The sequence below is a fragment of the Natronosalvus sp. KLKA75 genome, assembly GCF_059736265.1.
The window spans coordinates 1,571,364-1,586,568 of sequence record NZ_CM185522.1; the positions used below are offsets into that span (position 1 = coordinate 1,571,364).

19 protein-coding genes are annotated in these 15,205 nt (G+C 62.9%); 12 read left to right on the plus strand and 7 right to left on the minus strand.

Annotation, left to right across the window (positions count from 1 at the left end; translation table 11 throughout):
- Window positions 1-79 precede the first annotated feature (79 nt).
- The 3 genes from nirK to AC6I65_RS07555 form a co-directional block, all read right to left on the minus strand.
- Window positions 80-1,183 (minus strand): copper-containing nitrite reductase, encoded by a 1,104-nt coding sequence (nirK, locus tag AC6I65_RS07545; RefSeq protein ID WP_497901312.1) that lies wholly within the window; start codon window positions 1,181-1,183, stop codon window positions 80-82.
- Window positions 1,184-1,380: 197 nt separating this feature from the next.
- Window positions 1,381-1,662 (minus strand): DUF2249 domain-containing protein, encoded by a 282-nt coding sequence (locus tag AC6I65_RS07550; protein ID WP_497901313.1) that lies wholly within the window; start codon window positions 1,660-1,662, stop codon window positions 1,381-1,383.
- 201 nt (window positions 1,663-1,863) lie between these two features.
- The gene (locus tag AC6I65_RS07555; protein ID WP_253434883.1) at window positions 1,864-2,097 is read right to left on the minus strand and encodes a DUF2249 domain-containing protein; all 234 of its coding nucleotides are present in this window, start codon (window positions 2,095-2,097) and stop codon (window positions 1,864-1,866) included.
- A gap of 195 nt (window positions 2,098-2,292) precedes the next feature.
- On the opposite strand from AC6I65_RS07555, the gene AC6I65_RS07560 reads away from it, so the two are divergent.
- From AC6I65_RS07560 to AC6I65_RS07605, 10 genes are all read left to right on the plus strand, one after another.
- Complete coding sequence (locus AC6I65_RS07560) at window positions 2,293-2,508, plus strand: hypothetical protein (RefSeq protein ID WP_497901314.1); 216 nt, start codon at window positions 2,293-2,295, stop codon at window positions 2,506-2,508.
- Between the two features lie 129 nt (window positions 2,509-2,637).
- Window positions 2,638-3,309, plus strand: a complete 672-nt coding sequence (locus AC6I65_RS07565) for a helix-turn-helix domain-containing protein (RefSeq protein ID WP_497901315.1) — start codon at window positions 2,638-2,640, stop codon at window positions 3,307-3,309.
- Between the two features lie 135 nt (window positions 3,310-3,444).
- Window positions 3,445-3,957 carry a halocyanin domain-containing protein gene (locus AC6I65_RS07570; RefSeq protein WP_497901316.1) on the plus strand — a complete coding sequence of 171 codons (513 nt, stop codon included), beginning with the start codon at window positions 3,445-3,447 and terminating at the stop codon, window positions 3,955-3,957.
- Window positions 3,958-4,009: 52 nt separating this feature from the next.
- Entirely contained in the window at window positions 4,010-5,275 is a 1,266-nt protein-coding gene (locus AC6I65_RS07575) for a 4Fe-4S ferredoxin N-terminal domain-containing protein (protein ID WP_497901317.1), read from the plus strand.
- Window positions 5,272-6,636 (plus strand): NrfD/PsrC family molybdoenzyme membrane anchor subunit, encoded by a 1,365-nt coding sequence (gene nrfD, locus AC6I65_RS07580; protein ID WP_497901318.1) that lies wholly within the window; start codon window positions 5,272-5,274, stop codon window positions 6,634-6,636. Before AC6I65_RS07575 ends, nrfD begins: the two co-directional genes overlap by 4 nt.
- A complete protein-coding gene (locus AC6I65_RS07585) occupies window positions 6,636-6,836 on the plus strand; it encodes a hypothetical protein (protein ID WP_311136822.1) in 201 nt (66 codons plus the stop codon). The genes nrfD and AC6I65_RS07585 overlap by 1 nt, the downstream gene beginning before the upstream one ends.
- 74 nt (window positions 6,837-6,910) lie before the next feature.
- Window positions 6,911-8,008: an Mrp/NBP35 family ATP-binding protein gene (locus AC6I65_RS07590; protein WP_497901319.1), complete on the plus strand. Its 1,098-nt coding sequence runs from the start codon at window positions 6,911-6,913 to the stop codon at window positions 8,006-8,008.
- A gap of 299 nt (window positions 8,009-8,307) precedes the next feature.
- Window positions 8,308-8,700: a secondary thiamine-phosphate synthase enzyme YjbQ gene (locus tag AC6I65_RS07595; protein ID WP_497903176.1), complete on the plus strand. Its 393-nt coding sequence runs from the start codon at window positions 8,308-8,310 to the stop codon at window positions 8,698-8,700.
- A 101-nt stretch (window positions 8,701-8,801) separates the two neighbouring features.
- Window positions 8,802-8,945, plus strand: coding sequence for a hypothetical protein (locus AC6I65_RS07600; protein ID WP_497901320.1), 144 nt, complete (start codon window positions 8,802-8,804; stop codon window positions 8,943-8,945).
- A 125-nt stretch (window positions 8,946-9,070) separates the two neighbouring features.
- Complete coding sequence (locus AC6I65_RS07605; protein WP_497903177.1) at window positions 9,071-9,535, plus strand: YbhB/YbcL family Raf kinase inhibitor-like protein; 465 nt, start codon at window positions 9,071-9,073, stop codon at window positions 9,533-9,535.
- Window positions 9,536-9,690: 155 nt separating this feature from the next.
- Here the strand turns inward: AC6I65_RS07605 and AC6I65_RS07610 are convergent, their stop codons facing one another.
- The 4 genes from AC6I65_RS07610 to AC6I65_RS07625 form a co-directional block, all read right to left on the minus strand.
- Window positions 9,691-9,888 (minus strand): dihydrofolate reductase family protein, encoded by a 198-nt coding sequence (locus AC6I65_RS07610; protein WP_497901321.1) that lies wholly within the window; start codon window positions 9,886-9,888, stop codon window positions 9,691-9,693.
- Entirely contained in the window at window positions 9,840-10,241 is a 402-nt protein-coding gene (locus tag AC6I65_RS07615; RefSeq protein WP_497901322.1) for a dihydrofolate reductase family protein, read from the minus strand. Before AC6I65_RS07615 ends, AC6I65_RS07610 begins: the two co-directional genes overlap by 49 nt.
- 84 nt (window positions 10,242-10,325) lie before the next feature.
- Complete coding sequence (locus AC6I65_RS07620) at window positions 10,326-10,655, minus strand: cupin domain-containing protein (RefSeq protein ID WP_497901323.1); 330 nt, start codon at window positions 10,653-10,655, stop codon at window positions 10,326-10,328.
- 106 nt (window positions 10,656-10,761) lie between these two features.
- Window positions 10,762-11,799, minus strand: a complete 1,038-nt coding sequence (locus AC6I65_RS07625; protein ID WP_497901324.1) for a sodium:calcium antiporter — start codon at window positions 11,797-11,799, stop codon at window positions 10,762-10,764.
- Window positions 11,800-11,961: 162 nt separating this feature from the next.
- Here AC6I65_RS07625 and AC6I65_RS07630 point away from each other — a divergent pair, with 162 nt between their 5' ends.
- Both AC6I65_RS07630 and AC6I65_RS07635 read left to right on the plus strand, forming a co-directional pair.
- The gene (locus AC6I65_RS07630) at window positions 11,962-12,543 is read left to right on the plus strand and encodes a DUF7998 family protein (RefSeq protein WP_497903178.1); all 582 of its coding nucleotides are present in this window, start codon (window positions 11,962-11,964) and stop codon (window positions 12,541-12,543) included.
- Between the two features lie 162 nt (window positions 12,544-12,705).
- On the plus strand, window positions 12,706-14,103 hold the full coding sequence (locus tag AC6I65_RS07635) for a hypothetical protein (RefSeq protein ID WP_497901325.1): 1,398 nt from the start codon (window positions 12,706-12,708) through the stop codon (window positions 14,101-14,103).
- Window positions 14,104-15,205 lie beyond the last annotated feature (1,102 nt).

The following is a 15,205-nucleotide window of genomic DNA, read 5'->3' on the forward strand; positions in this document are numbered from 1 at the left end:
GAGTCGTGGATGAGAATCGAGGCAGATCGGAGAGGAGACGAGTCGCGGAAAAGAAAGGTGAGTTCCACACACAGCGAGCCTACGGGTTCGGATTGAAGATGTCGGGTTCCGGTTCGCCTTCAACCTCGATGACGCCCAGCATCCCCCGCCGCGCGGCTCGAGTGAGCGCGTGGTCGACGAGCTTGATCGGACCGGGAACCGGGGTCTCCATCTCACCAGCCGCGACGGAGCCGGGGACGACCGGCGCGGTTTCGATGAACCGGCCCGGCTCGGAGACCAGGTCGCCCTCGCGGTAGTACGCATCGAAGACGTTCCCGATGGGGTGGAGGGCACTCGTCAGGTTCGGCCCGCCGTTGGCGAAGAACACGCGAACCCGTTCGCCCTTCTGGACGGTCACGGGGCCGTAGCCGTTCCCGGTAAACGCGTAGGCCTCGCCGTTGAGGGTGACGTAGGTCGGGTCCTCGGCTTTCATCTTGTCGAAGCTGAACGCGTGGTGGCCCTCCTCACCGGGGGCGCCCTTCGTGTACAGTTCGTTCTGTCCGAAGTACAGTTCGCGGTCGACCTCTGGGAGGCCGTCCTCGGGCTCGACGAGGATCGCGCCGTACATCCCGGCGCTGATGTGGTAGTCCATGTTCGGGACCGCACAGTGGTAGACGTGTACGCCGGGGTACATCGCCTTGAACTCGATTTCCGCACTCTCGCCCGGATTGATCGTCGTGTCCTCGGCGCCCCCACCAGGGCCGTAGACCGCGTGCAGGTCGATGTTGTGGGGCATCGAGTTCTCCTCACTGTTCGTGAGCGTGAGGTGGATCGTGTCGCCCTGGCGAACGCGAATCATCGGTCCCGGGATCTGGTCGTCGAACGTCATGTAGTCGAAAGTGACGCCCGGTTCGATCTCCGCGGTGACCTCCGTCGTCGTCATCGAGATTTCGTGGTGACGGGGCTCGTTCCAGTCGACCGGCCCCGGAATGTCCGTCGGATCGGCCGCGACGCGGTCGACGTCGACCGGTTTCGCACTCGCGAGCGACTCTTCCACGTCGCCCGCTGGTTCTTCGCTATTGCCATTTCCGTTGCCGTTTCCGTTCCCTTCGTCAGCGTTCCCGACACAGCCAGCGACCGCTACTGCACCAGCAACACCGAGCCCCTGTAAGAACCGCCGTCGTTTCGAATTCAGTTGGGTCATTGTCCTCACCTGGGAGTATGGCTTGACGTATGTTCAAGTATGAATATGATTCCCGGACAATGGAAATACACACGGAGGTGTTCGGACAGGAGTTTAAATATTTAAAAGACCCCCCGTTATGAGGGTGTCAACTTCAACCATCTCGTCCAGACGGGGTTCGAATCCGATGAAAGCGGAGTCGACATCCCGATTTCCGGTCACTTTCGCCAGATGACGGTCACGACTTCGGCGTCGATCTCGAGCGTCTCGTACGTGTAGCCCCGGTCCTCGAGTTTCGGATACAGGAACTGCGGAGCGCGATCGTTTCGCTGGATTAGTACCGTCTCCTCGGGCAGCTCCGCCAGTCGCTCGAGCGTGTTCGCGAGCGGAGCAGGCGGTCCCAGCGATCGAACGTCGAGCACGGTTCGCGGTCGGTCCTTGGGTGCTGTCGTTCGTTCGACGGCGGACTCGAGATCGTGGCCCTGGTCGTGAGTAGACATACGTCTACAAACGGGTTCGAGGCTCGTCTACTTGTTCGCGAATGCGTTCGGGTGAGGAGCGAGGCTGCTGATCGAGGGTGACAGGAGAGGATGACAACTCGGGGTGACAACTGAGTGCGACAGACGAAAACGTTCGCGCGAAGACGCGAACGGTGGAGATGAACGAGAGTGAGGGTACCAGTATCAGTTTCGAACGGTGCGTTACTCGGCTCGTTTGGGGAACTCCGCGACGAATTTCCCCGCCTCGGCCTGTTCGACGGCGTACCCGTCGACATCGAACTCGTCGACTTCCGCCTGGAACTCGTAGAACAGCGGCTTCGGTTCGTGATCGTTGATGATCGTCAGCGTTTCGCCCGCCTCGAGTTCGTCGAAGGCGTCGTGAATCGTCGGGTGGCGGTCGACCGGCGGGATCGATCTGACGTCGAGTGTCGTCATGCAGTCGTCGGTAGTGGTTCCACCGGTATCGGCGTTCCTCCGAATACGTTCGGGATAGTTTCAGGCAGGCGGTCGTCTCTCCTCACCGGATCGCGTGCTCACGTGCGTATCACACATAATTCAGGAAGCGTTCGGACGGTCGTCGTGTCGGATACGCGAGAACACTTATGCGGATTCGAACGGTACCGATACTCGATGTATCCGACCGATGCTGGCACACACGGATTCCTCACCGTCCAGGTCGCGGTCCTCCTTCACGTTGGACTCGCTCTCGGAACCACGGCCCTGCTTTGGTGGCTCGGACTGCCAGCACGGTTGGCTGTCCCCGCCTTCGTCGTCGCTGTCTTCCTTCTGCTGGTCCCCTTCTGGCCGGTCTATGCCGACTTCCATCCGACGTCCGGAGAACGCTAGCGCCGCTGTTCGCCGCCCTCGAGCGAAATCCAGCCGCGGTGGCGATTCGAGATGATAAACCCCACGGTCGTTCCCGACCGATCATATTCTGGGGTAGTAATTAGGGAGAACGGACCCGAACGTGTTCGTATGGCTCACGCGACGCTCACCGTCACGCTCCCGGAGAAGGTATGGGTGCAGGAGGTCTCGAGCGCCCACCCGGAGGCAACCTTCTACGTCGACGCCGCGGTTCCGGGCGCCGAATCGGGGTTCGCCCTGGTTCGAATCACCGGTCCCGACGTCCCGGCCGTCCTCGAGGACATGGAGGACCATCCACAACTCACCGAAATTTCGCTCATCCAGTGGAGCGAGAACGAGGCGACGGTCCACTTCGAGACCACGGCCCCGTTGTTGCTCTTCTCCTCGCGCGACTCCGGTATGCCGATCGAGCTCCCGGTCGAGATCCGACAGGGGAAAGCGACCCTCGAGGTCGCCGGCTCCCGGGACCGACTCTCCCAGCTGGCCGACCAGTTCTCCCGATTCGGTCTCGAGTACCGCATCGACAGCGTCCAGGAACGGCTCCACGACACGCAGTTACTGTCGGAGCGCCAGCACGAACTCGTCGTCGCCGCCGTCGAACACGGGTACTACGACACCCCGCGCCGGTGTTCGCTGACCGACCTCGCCGAGCGTCTCGGCATCGCGAAGTCGACCTGCAGCGAGACGCTTCACCGGGCCGAAGAAGCGATCATCAAGCAGTTCGTCGAGAATCTGGTCGACGTAGAACGACAGCCTCCGCTCGAGGAGGAACTGGTGTCCTGAGCGACCACACAGACGCAATTCTCTCGTTCTCGAGCAAACAGTACGTTTCTCCGAACATCATCGGGTGTGTTCCCGTGGTCTGGAAACCACCACTGAAATCCTATATCCGTCGTCCATACTTCTGCCAGAGGTATCATGACTGTACACGATAAACGGAAACGGCGATTTCTACGGGCCGTCGGGGGAGCGCTCGTCTTTGGCGGACTCGCCGGGTGTCTCGAGGACGAGGAAGCTAGCGGCGGGAACGGGGACAGTGATGAAAGTGAAAATGGCGGGAACGGCAACGGGAACGGGAACGGCGGCGGCGACTACGACTTCGACGGCTACCTCGACGACGCCAACAACTACGATGGCGTCGAAGACCACACCGGCGAGTCCGAGGTCACCGTCGACGTCGGTGCCGGCTCGGACGGCTTCGCGTACGGCCCCGCAGCCATCGTCGTCGACTCGGGAACGACCGTCGTCTGGGAGTGGACCGGCGCCGGCAGCCCACACGACGTAATCGCCGAGGACGAAAGTTTCGAGAGCGAGATGCTGAGCGACGAAGGCGAAACCTTCGAACACACCTTCGACGAGACGGGCACCTTCACCTACTACTGCTCGCCCCACGTCAGCATGGGCATGAAAGGCGCCGTCGTCGTCGAATAGCTCCAGCCATGATCGCACTATTCACGACGCTGACGCCGAGGTGGGCTCGCGTATGAGCGCCGACGAAGCCGAATCCGGCGACGCCACGGAGACGCTCGAGGCGCTCCACACCGAAGAATGGGAGGCGGAGATGCGCGAACTACTCGAGGACGGCGAGTACGACGCCGATCTCGGGCTGGCGATGGCCAAGGACGCCCAGCGCCTCGTCGCGGGCGAGTTGACCGAAGCCGAGTTCGCCGCGCGCTACCACGACGCGGTCGTCGAGGAGTTCGAGGTCGACGACACCGAATTGCCCGAGGAGCTGGCAGGGCTCGAAGACGTCGACGACGAGCGTTCGCTGGCCGACAGACTGGCTGCCCTCGAAGAGGACGGCGAGATGGACCGCCGCGAGGTGATGAAGAAGATGGGTGCCGCGGGACTCTTCCTCGGACTCGGCACCTGGGCCACGGTGGACAGCGCCGAGGGCGCAGACCCGGCCGCGGCCGCCGGCGAGGGCGAAGACGAGGGCACGCAGTACGGGATGGTCATCGACCTCGAGAAGTGCGACGGCTGTCTGGCCTGCGTGGTCGCCTGCAGCCAGGAGAACAATACCTCGATGGGGGCCAACTGGATGTACGTCTTCACCTACGAGGAGCCCGACCAGGACGGCCACAACTTCCTCGTGCGGACGTGCCAGCACTGTTCGGACGCCCCTTGCCAGAAGGTCTGTCCGACGACGGCCAGACACAAGCGGACCGAGGACGGCCTCGTCCTGACTGACTACGACGTCTGCATCGGTTGCCGGTACTGTCAGGTGGCCTGCCCCTACGGCGTGAACTACTTCCAGTGGGGCGAACCCGACACCCCGCAGTCGGAACTCGATCCGGAGCACGTCTACGACGGGCGCGATCGCCGGGTCGACAGCCGGCCGCCGAAGGGCGTCATGGGCAAGTGTACGATGTGCCCCTCCCGCCAGGACGGCAAGCGCGGCGAGGACAAGATCGGCACGACCGCCTGCGAGGACGCCTGTGCGATGGATGCCATCCACTTCGGGGACATGAACGACGAGGACAGCGACCCCAACCGCTACCTCGAGCAGGTCCGGGAGGAAACCCCCAACGACCGCGAGACGTTCCCCAACCGGACCGAGAACAAAGTCTCGACGTTCCGGCTGCTCGAGGAACTCGGCACCGACCCGAACGTCGTCTTCGTTGGGAACGAACCGGGCCCCGACGCGAAACAGGTCGAAGGGCCCGTGGCCTACGAGGACGTCGGACAACTCGACCGCCGGAAGGAAGTGCTCGACGACGGCACGTTCGCCGGAGGTGTCTCGCCGTGAGCACCCAACGTCCGAGCGAAGCGGACATCGTTCGGCCGATGCAGCGCACCTCGAAGGGATACTACGGCCTGCTCGCGGTCGTCTCCCTGGGAATCCTCGCGTTCCTGATCGGCTGGGGACTCCAGCTTCGAGACGGCCTCATCGTCACCAGTCTCGGGGACTGGGGCTCGAGCGGCGGCGTCACCTGGGGGCTGTACATCGGCGCGTTCATCTGGTGGGTCGGGATCGCCCACGGTGGGATCATCCTATCGGCAGCGGTCCGCCTCCTCGGGATGGACCGGTACAAGCCTGTCGCCCGACTCGCGGAGTTGCTGACGATTGCCGGCCTGACGGCGGCCGGATTGTACATCATCATCCACGTCGGCCGGCCGGACCGAATCGTCACGAGCATCCTGCTCAACTACCACGAGACGATCCACACCTCGCCGCTGGTCTGGGACGTGACCGTCATCACGCTCTACTTCGTGATGACCGCGACCTACCTCGCACTGACGATACGCTACGACGTGACGCGTCTTCGCGACGACCTCCCGGACCGACTCGAGCCGCTGTACCGGGCGCTGACGATCGGGTACACCGAAGAGGAAGACGAGGTCGTCGAACGGATGGTCTGGTGGCTCGCGCTGGGGATCATCATCCTCGCGCCGCTGTTGCTCCACGGGGGAGTGATCCCGTGGCTGTTCGCCCTGCTGTCGTCGATGCCGGGCTGGTCGGGCGCGATTCAGGGCCCCCAGTTCCTGACCATCGCGCTGACCTCGGCCATCAGCGGCGTCCTGATCGCCTCCTACGCGTTCCGACGGGCCTACGACTGGGACCACATCATCACCGACGACGTGTTCCGCGGGCTCTTGCTGTGGCTCGGCTTCTTCAGTCTGCTGTTCCTCTGGCTCCAGCTCCAGCAGGTCATCAACGGCGTCTTCGCGCCGCCGGTCGACGTCGACTACGCGATGCACGCCAAACTCGCTCAGCCGCTGTACTGGGTGTCGATGGGCCTCGTCTTCGGAACGATGGCGTACGTCTTCGCCCAGACGCTCCGCCCGTCGCTGTTCAGCCTCAAGCGCAGCATCGCTGCGGCGGTCGCGGTGCTCTGTGCGACGCTGGTCGAGAAGATCCTCTTCGTCGTCGAGGGGCTCATGCATCCGACGTTCAGCCTCTACAGCGGCGTCCCCGGATCGTACGTCCCGAGCCTCGTCGAGCTCTCCTCGCTGGTCGGGACCATCGCCATCGTCATCACGTTCTTCATGCTCGTCGCGAAGGTCATCCCGGTCGTCGAACTCCACGCGATCGAGGAACTGCGGGGTCACGACGACGAGGCCGAATCGACTCCGACGGCTGACTCCCCAATGGAGGTGAACGCGTAATGGAGTTCGGCCCCGGCACGTGGCTTATCTTTGGGATCATCCTGGTTCCGGTCTACGTCGTCCTCCTGGCGTGGTATCTCGGTGAGCCCCGCGACAGAAAGACGGCGACCCTCGGGGTTGTCTACCTCGTTGGACTGACCACGCTCCTGTGGACCGCTATGTTCATCAAGACGGTGATTCTCGACGTGATCTTCTTCTAATTTCATCGCCGCCCTTCGACCCGCGTATCGAGCGACGAACGACACCGACTACCGATTCAAACCAAACTGAACCTATGACCGTATCCGCATCCGACCTCCGTACCCAACTCGCAACCGTACAGGACCCCGAACTCGAGGACGACATCGTCTCGCTCGGCCTGGTCAACGACATCTCGATTGAGGACGACACCGCCCGGATTTCGCTGGCGTTCAACGCGCCCTACGCCCCCGCTGAGATGACGATGGGGAATCGCATCCGCGAGGTCGTCGCCGACCTCGACGCGGACCTCGAGGCCGACGTTCGCGCCAACGTGGGCACAGACCACGGCTTCGACGAGGAGATTCTCCCCCGAGTCAAGAACGTGATCGCCGTCTCGAGCGGCAAAGGCGGCGTCGGCAAGACGACCGTCGCCGCGAACCTCGCGGCCGGCCTCGAGAAGATGGGTGCGCGGGTCGGCATCCTCGACTCGGACATCCACGGCCCGAACGTCCCGCGCATCTTGCCGATCGAGGGCGAACCCGGAATTACCCCTGACGAGGAACTCGTCCCGCCCCGGTCGGACGGCGTCCGTGTCATCAGCATGGGCTTTCTCACGGAGAACGCGGACGACCCGGCTATCCTCCGGGGGCCGATGGTCAACAACATCATGACCCAGTTCCTCCAGGAAGTCGAGTGGGGCGTCCTCGACTACCTCATCGTCGACCTGCCGCCAGGAACTGGCGATGCTACGCTCAACCTCCTTCAGCTCATGCCCGTCGCGGGGGCCGTCATCGTCACGACGCCCCAGCAGATGGCCGTCGACGACACCCGGAAGGGGCTACGCATGTTCCAGGAACACGACGCGCCGATCCTGGGTATCGTCGAGAACATGTCGACCTTCCAGTGTCCAAACTGCGACGACCAGCACGACCTCTTCGGCCGCGACGGCGGCGACGGCATCAGCGCCGACTACGACGTCCCGCTGCTCGCGAAACTTCCCCTCAATCCCGAGTTCGGCGCCGAAGAGCGCGACGTCCCGCCGGTCAAGGACGACTCGAGCCCCGTCCAGGGGGCCCTCGAGGACCTCGTCGAAACCGTCGTCGACCGCATCGGAGAGGTGAACCGGGCTCGAGTCGCCGACGTAACGGCGAACGAGGTCGAAGAACCCGTTCCGTCCGCGGCCGGCCAGTAGCCGTTTCATTTCCCGTTTCCCGTCGATCGCTCGAGTTCTGCCGCCGTTTCGACGACAGCTATACTTTTTATAGTAATAACCTCGCCCGAATTCGTCACACCTCGAGACCGAGCGCCAGTCGACTTCGACACGGGTGAGCACCTTCGCGAGCACGTGGAGCGACGTCACCCGAAGCGGGACGTCAACTGGTGGGTCGTCGCGGAGGATCCCGCGAAGGAACTTCTGTTCTCGCGGGAGTAACCGCGTTATTCACGCCGGGAATTACGGTGAACGACACGAAACGATACTCGAACACAACGATGGAACTCGAGATCCAGACCACGGACCGACTCAACGTCGTCGACGTGACGTCGACCGTCGAAGACGCCCTTCCCGACGCCGTCGAGAGCGGCACGTGCACCGTCTTCGTCCCGCACACGACCGCCGGGGTGATCGTCAACGAAAACGAACGGCGACTCCTGGCCGACCTCGAGGACGCCCTCGAGCGACTACTCCCGCGCGGGGACGGCTACGATCACGATGCGATCGACGACAATGCGGACGCCCACCTTCGTGCGACGATCCTCGGGGAGAGCGTAACGGTGCCAATCGTCGACGGGGAACTCGCGCTCGGGACTTGGCAGTCGATCCTGTTCGTCGACTGTGACGGACCGCGAACCCGTCGCCTCCGCGTGACGGCGCTCTCGGCGTGATTGCGTATTCGCCCTCGACCGGGGAACGGCGAACGACATCCGCTACCGATCGGACCGGGAGACCTCTGCTGTCGACAGGTGGGTGTTTTATTCCCCTGGCAGTGGTCCACACACCCGACTCGAGCGCTCGACTTTCACGACTGTACCGACTCGAGGCCGAGAGCGTCGTCTTGCACGAGATGACGACGTCGGTCCGGGAAGCCGCTCGAGAACGCGAACCTGAGCCGCGACAGGAACGGAGATGAACATGCCACGACGCACGATTACGACCGCACTCGTCGCGATTCTCGCGGGGTGTTTCGGCGGGTTCGGCGGCCCCGGCGATTCCGGCGGTGGGAACAGCGACGACGACAACCCCGCTCTCTCGAGAGTGGACCAGCGGGGCGACCTCCGACTCACCAGCCCCGCCTTCGACGACGGCGAGCGCATCCCCGACGAGTACGGACGCGGCGACCGGGACGTCAATCCGCCACTCGAGATCGAGGGGGTACCGGACGAAGCTGACTCGCTCGTCCTGGTGGTCGACGATCCAGACGCCGTCGAACCGGCCGGGCGGATCTGGGTCCACTGGCTGGTGTGGAACGTGCCGCCGGAGATGACCACGATTCCGGAGGACTGGGACGCCGCAGGCGCCGTCGAGGGCGAGAACGACTTCGGCGGCGTCGGCTACGGCGGGCCGTCGCCACCGGACGCCGAGCACACCTATCGATTCAAAGCGTACGCCCTCGACGCCATGTTCGACCTCGAGGCGGGCTCCTCGGCCGACGAACTCGGCAGGGCGATAGACGGGCACGTGATCGCACAGACGCAGTTGACCGGGACGTATCCGCCGTAGTTCGGCTGGGCGGGTTCGAACGGGATTCGGCGGTTTATCCGTCGACGAAGTGCTCGAGGGCGTCACCGAAAGCGTGGTCGTTCCTCTGACAAACCCACAGTGGGCGCCCCTCCGGTCCACTGACCTCAATTGTCCGACCGACATCGAGGGGAACACTACTCCTGGATCCCGTAGCGAAGCTCGACGAGCCCGTTCTCGAGCGTCGTCGTTTCTTCCAGCTTCAACCGGTTTCTCGGTCCGTTCGTCCCGAACAGACGAATTCCGCCACCGAGCAGAATTGGGGCGATGGTCAGACGAAGTTGGTCTACCTGTCCCGCCTCGAGAAATGCCCGAGCGACCTGAGCGCCACCCACGAGCCAGATACTGGCGTACTGATCTCGGAGCCGCGGAGCGCGAGGTCCGCAACCGGTTCGTCGACGAACTCGACGGTATCGACAGAGTCCACGACCGGTTCGGTATCGTCGTGAGTTAACACGCACGTCGGCCGATCCTCGTATGGCCACGCGCCGAAGGACCGCACCTGTTCGTACGTATTCGCGCCCATCACGAGGGCGTCGATATCTGCGAAGAACGCGTCGTACCCGCCGTCACCCTGGCTCTCCCTCGTCGATTCAAACGCCTCGAGCCACTCGACGTCGCCGTCATCGTCGGCGATGAATCCGTCGACGCTGGTCGCGATGTAGAGGGTGATCGTTCCGGCGATCACGCTGCTCGTACGACTCCAGGGACGATCGTTCTTGGCCTCGAAGGGTGCGTCCCGTCGATAACGGCGGGCGCTAATCACTAATCGCTAGTCGACTCGAGGGGCCAGTACCAGCAACGCCACGCTGTCCTCGATGGCCTTCGGAGAGACGTACTGGTCGCCGTCGAAGCGGACGATATCGCCGGCCTCGAGTTCGTGTTCGTCCTCGTCGAGTGTGACGGTCAGGCGTCCCTCGAGCACGTAGAAGACGATCTGTCGGTCGGGGTGCTGGTGGGGTGCGATGGAATCGCCGGCGGAGAGCGTGAGCCTGATCGTCTGAGGTTCGCCCTCGAAGACGCGGGCGTGGGGCGCGCCCTCGAGGTCCTCGAGGACAGCGCGTTCGGTGGGTGCGGCGGAATCGGCGGTCGGTTCTGACATATAGTGGTATGCACGGATCCCGGGCCCATGGGGATTCGCCCGAATCGATTCGGTTTCCGGGCCTCGAGCGACGCGCTCACGTCCAAATCTCGAGCGACGACAGATCTCAAACGCCCCTGATCAGGTTGGTTACGCCGATCGTTTCCGCGATCACCCAGCCGACGAACACCAGATAGCTCACGAGCAGCAGGTACGCCTCCCGGGTGGTCAACGAGAGGTCGGTTCGCATGACCGCAAAGAGGACCACCGTGGCGAGGGTGAGCACGCCGAACATCGGGATGGCGACCGCGAAGTCCACCGCGGCCGTCCCGACGATCAACACGCCGATGGGGATCGCCACGAGCAGGTCGAACGTGTTCGAACCGAGGACGTTGCCGAGGCTCGTTTCCTCGTTTCCGCCTCGAGCCGACCGGATGCTCACCAGCATGTCAGGTAGGCTCGTCGCGCCCGCGATAATCGTGACGCCGGCGAGGAACTCCGGGATGCCGAACGTCGTGCTGAGCGATTCGACGCTACCTACCAGCTGGTGGACCGCTACGAGGATCAGGAGCAATCCACCAGCGAGTTTCGCCCACTCTCGAGCGAGGTCGATCGATGGCTTCGCCTCCGTGGCCTCGTAATCGCTGACGTCCTGCCACTGGATGAAGAGGTACAGGCCGTACAGCCCGATCGGGAGCATCGCCAGCGGACGGGTGATTTCGCCGCCGAGTCCCGAGCCGTTGGAGACGGGGTTGTAGATGACCGCCAGCGCGAACGTGATGATCAACCCCGAGACGGCGATCATGTAGAACTGGGCCTCCTTGTAGACGATGGCCCGGTTCGTCTCCATGGTTCCGTCTGAAAAGATGCCGGCGAGTGCGGGGATAACCAGGATGTTGAAGATCGCGGAGCCGACGATCGCGCCGACCCCCATGTCGAACGTTCCTCCGATCGCCGTGAACACGACGCTCGCGAGTTCCGGAAAACTCGAGCCGACGGCGACGACGATCGATCCCTGGACGACGGCCGGGAGTTCGTAGTACGTCGAGAGCGTATCAGCCGACCCCTCGAGCCAACCGCTCCCGATCCAGATCACGCCCGTGGCCACGAGGACGACGGCGACGTCGACCAGCGACCCGCCTGCGAGGACTCCTGGGAAGACCATTGGCGAACGTGTTGGGACGAAAGGGTATAAATCGGTCCGAAATGTCGACGCGCTCGATGGTCCCATGTGCCCGAAGCGCTCGATGCGCCAGATGCGCCAGATGTGCTCGACGCGAATATGTCCGGGACCACCCATAGGGTGCCGGAGCCCCTCTCGTTTGGTATGCGCGGCTTTCGATCCCCGTTCGGCGCGGACGACCTCTTCGACGGCTACGACGAGTACGTTCCGGAAAACGTGCCAAAGCCGGGGCCGTCCCTCGAGGAGCACGACATCTTGACCGGCGACGATCACCTCGCGTTTCATCGGCTCACGCGCGACTGCTTCGAGGAGCGGAAGGTCTACGACATGACCTTCAACTACAACCTCGCCAGGCTCAACCTGGACACCCGCCACCCGGGCGCCGGCTACCGGTACGCCCGGGACCGCGACGACCCCGCGGTCCTCCGGGCGGAGTTCACCCCGACGACGCCGTTTTGCCCGCAGACGCACACCCTCACGATCGGCTCGTTCCGGGCCTGGAACGGTCTCTCCGAGCGCCACGAGTACGACCTCGTTTCGGTTCGCGCGGCGCCGATGCACCACCAGAGCGAGGCGATCAACGCCCAGCTCGAGGAGGTCGAAGCCGCCTTCCTCGAGACGGGTGCGGTCGATCACGAGCCGAGTGGCGACATCGGGTCCAATCCGATGGAGCGCTCGATGGGCGCGACAGGGCCGAGCCGGGGCAGTTCAGACGCGCCGTTCTGACGTTCTGAGCGTCGCGTTTCTGGGTTGTGGTTTCTCGTTTCTCAGGAAGGGTGCTCTCGTTGCTCATCGCTCGCCGCTTTACCGCCAAAATACCCGTCAGCGAACGCCGACCGGAATATGTTCGGAACCATCTCGAGGTAGCTCGAGCCCCTTTCACTGACTATGAGCGCGATACCGGGATCGATCGACGCGGATCGAGGTCCGCCCATGACGATCCCTCTTCGACACTTCCTGGTTGGGACCGGGCTGTTGCTCGCCGGGGCCCTCGCGGGGGCCGTCCAGTCGTTCGGCGGAACCCTCGTTCCGGGGAATCTCGGGCTGGCGCACGTCCACCTCCTGCTGGTGGGCTGGGTCGCCGTGACGATTATGGGCGCGATGACCCAGTTCGTCCCGGTCTGGTCGGGCGTCGCCATCCACTCGAGGCGGCTGGCGAGCGCGCAACTGTGGCTGGTCGTCGCCGGCCTCCTCGCGTTCGCCGCCGCGCTTCTGGTGGGCGCGTACCGCTGGCTCCCGCTCGGCGGGTTCGTGATGCTCGCGGGGTTCTGGACGTTCGTCTACAACGTCGGGCGAACGCTCCGCCGGGCCAGGCCGTGGGACGTCACCGAGCGCCACTTCGCCATCGCACTGGGCTTCTTCGTGCTGTTGACGGGCCTGGGCGTGGTTCTCGCGGCCGGCCTAACGCGGCCGATTCTCGCAGATACCCCTGTGAGCCACGGATCGGTCCGGATGAGCCATGCGACCCTCGCTCTCTACGGGGCCGTCCTCACGACCGTCTACGGGGCGCTCTACCAGCTCGCTACGATGTTCACCCAGTCGAGTCTCCACGGAATCGACCTCCCGCTCCGTCAGCTCGAGTCGGTCGGCCATCCCGTAGGTGTCCTCGCGCTGGCCGGGGGTCGACTCTTCGACGTCGCGCCACTTGCCCGCGTGGGTGCGATCCTCGTCGTCGCGAGCGCCCTCGGAATGAGCGTGATCCTGGCCCGTCGGCTCCTCGAGGCACAGGTGCCCTGGACGCCGATGCTCAGTCGGTACGCCGTCCTCACCGCGGCGATGGGCGGGTGGGCGATCTGGACCGGCCCAGCCTTGTTGCGCGACCCGCTCGACCCGGCTACGCTCTTCGGCGCCCCCGGCGCCTTCTCGCTGTTGATCCTCGGCGTCGTCGGCTTCGTCGTCCTCGGGACGCTCTACCACGTGGTTCCGTTCATCGTCTGGGTCCACCGCTACAGCGACCGGCTCGGTCTCGAACCGGTGCCCATGATCGACGACCTCTACGACGACCGGGTGGCACGCGCTGACTTCGTCTGTTTCGTCCTCGGGGTGGGGTTGCTGGTCGTCAGCGACGCGTTCGCGCTCTCGAAAACGGTCTCGACCCTCGGCGGACTCTCGGTCACAGTTGGCGCCGCGCTCTTCCTGCTCAACGTGATCCTGATCCTCAGACGCCACAGTCCCCACTCGGTGACGGGCTTGCTGTTCGGCCGGTTCTCTAGCGAAGAACCAGGAAGCGAGCCGTCGCCCTCCCAGCCCCAGTCACAGTCCGGCGTCGACTCGCCTCCCAGGTGACCAAAAACAGAAATACGGCTCTGTTGAACCCCTCAGAGAGTGATAGGTTTGAACCACCGTGCTGCATAGAGAGAATGGATGCAGCACATCGAGCCCTTTTATTTCAACCACATTGAATGGAACTAACCGGTACAGATGGGTGCGAACTGAACATGCTCCCTAACGAATAGAGGAGTTCACAGAGGGATGAGCGCTTCTATGATCGTATTGCCCAGACTAGCTTGGTGATCATAACCGCGGTAGTGGTCCGGAAGAAGTGTGTAGAAGTGGTCTATGAACGAATCTAGGAAGAGATTTCTGAGTGGGGTTATCGCTCGAGATGGCTTCCAGGGCAGTGACAGACGTGAATAGGAGAAAGAGAGTGACCCGAAAAGTGGGGCAAATCACGCTCTCAAAAAATTCATAATCGGTTTCCCTCTTGCGTTTTCCGGGTTGGCGGTTACCAGGAAGAGAAACACTATGAAGAGAGCCTCAAGTCAATCTGACGAAATCGGATTCGGCGGTTTAGAGGCTTCTCCGGAGGGATCTCACTCACCCGCTCGAGTCGATCGTAGGCCCGGTCAGTACACGACTCGAAAGTTCAAAATCGGTTCCCTGCTATCGGTTTTGGGTTCTAGACAGCACCAGAATTTCCGAAGAGACTGAGACACTTTTCAAGAAGGTAAACACACCATAGAACGCGTCTCGAACCGGTTATGCACGTTTGACGCTTCGTGCCCTGCATCTACGTAGCGAGTACCGATCACGAAACGGACCTCACTCGACCATCAGTCTCAGAAATCACTGAAACATACGTGAATGGCCCCTAATCGCCTCGAGAATCCTCATACTCGACGATTGGGACACAAGCCTTGCTCTCGAGGAAGATCCTCATCGTGCAATCATTTCTAGACTATCTTCATAATCGGCCCTCGAACAGAGACCAAACCTACTCTTCCGGATGTAGAACCCGATTATGAGGTATCTGAAACGCGATTAGGACGTTTTGTTGTAATCCTCAGTAGATTATAAGAGTTGTCTGCTGAATATAGAGGTTGAGCATTGTTTAGACGCTCCTAAATAGGAGAGTCGAGCGTCATTTCGGGCGAGGTGAATCCGGTAG

Excerpts from the sequence above, each read along its gene's own strand:
- AC6I65_RS07595 (WP_497903176.1), top strand. The coding sequence starts at position 8,308 with ATGGAACTCGAGATCCAGACCACGGACCGACTCAACGTCGTCGACGTG.
- AC6I65_RS07625 (WP_497901324.1), bottom strand. The coding sequence starts at position 11,799 with ATGGTCTTCCCAGGAGTCCTCGCAGGCGGGTCGCTGGTCGACGTCGCC.
- AC6I65_RS07555 (WP_253434883.1), bottom strand. The coding sequence starts at position 2,097 with ATGACGACACTCGACGTCAGATCGATCCCGCCGGTCGACCGCCACCCG.
- AC6I65_RS07590 (WP_497901319.1), top strand. The coding sequence starts at position 6,911 with ATGACCGTATCCGCATCCGACCTCCGTACCCAACTCGCAACCGTACAG.
- AC6I65_RS07575 (WP_497901317.1), top strand. The coding sequence starts at position 4,010 with ATGAGCGCCGACGAAGCCGAATCCGGCGACGCCACGGAGACGCTCGAG.
- AC6I65_RS07585 (WP_311136822.1), top strand. The coding sequence starts at position 6,636 with ATGGAGTTCGGCCCCGGCACGTGGCTTATCTTTGGGATCATCCTGGTT.
- AC6I65_RS07560 (WP_497901314.1), top strand. The coding sequence starts at position 2,293 with ATGTATCCGACCGATGCTGGCACACACGGATTCCTCACCGTCCAGGTC.
- AC6I65_RS07635 (WP_497901325.1), top strand. The coding sequence starts at position 12,706 with ATGAGCGCGATACCGGGATCGATCGACGCGGATCGAGGTCCGCCCATG.
- AC6I65_RS07620 (WP_497901323.1), bottom strand. The coding sequence starts at position 10,655 with ATGTCAGAACCGACCGCCGATTCCGCCGCACCCACCGAACGCGCTGTC.
- AC6I65_RS07570 (WP_497901316.1), top strand. The coding sequence starts at position 3,445 with ATGACTGTACACGATAAACGGAAACGGCGATTTCTACGGGCCGTCGGG.
- AC6I65_RS07550 (WP_497901313.1), bottom strand. The coding sequence starts at position 1,662 with ATGTCTACTCACGACCAGGGCCACGATCTCGAGTCCGCCGTCGAACGA.
- nirK (WP_497901312.1), bottom strand. The coding sequence starts at position 1,183 with ATGACCCAACTGAATTCGAAACGACGGCGGTTCTTACAGGGGCTCGGT.
- AC6I65_RS07630 (WP_497903178.1), top strand. The coding sequence starts at position 11,962 with ATGCGCGGCTTTCGATCCCCGTTCGGCGCGGACGACCTCTTCGACGGC.
- AC6I65_RS07565 (WP_497901315.1), top strand. The coding sequence starts at position 2,638 with ATGGCTCACGCGACGCTCACCGTCACGCTCCCGGAGAAGGTATGGGTG.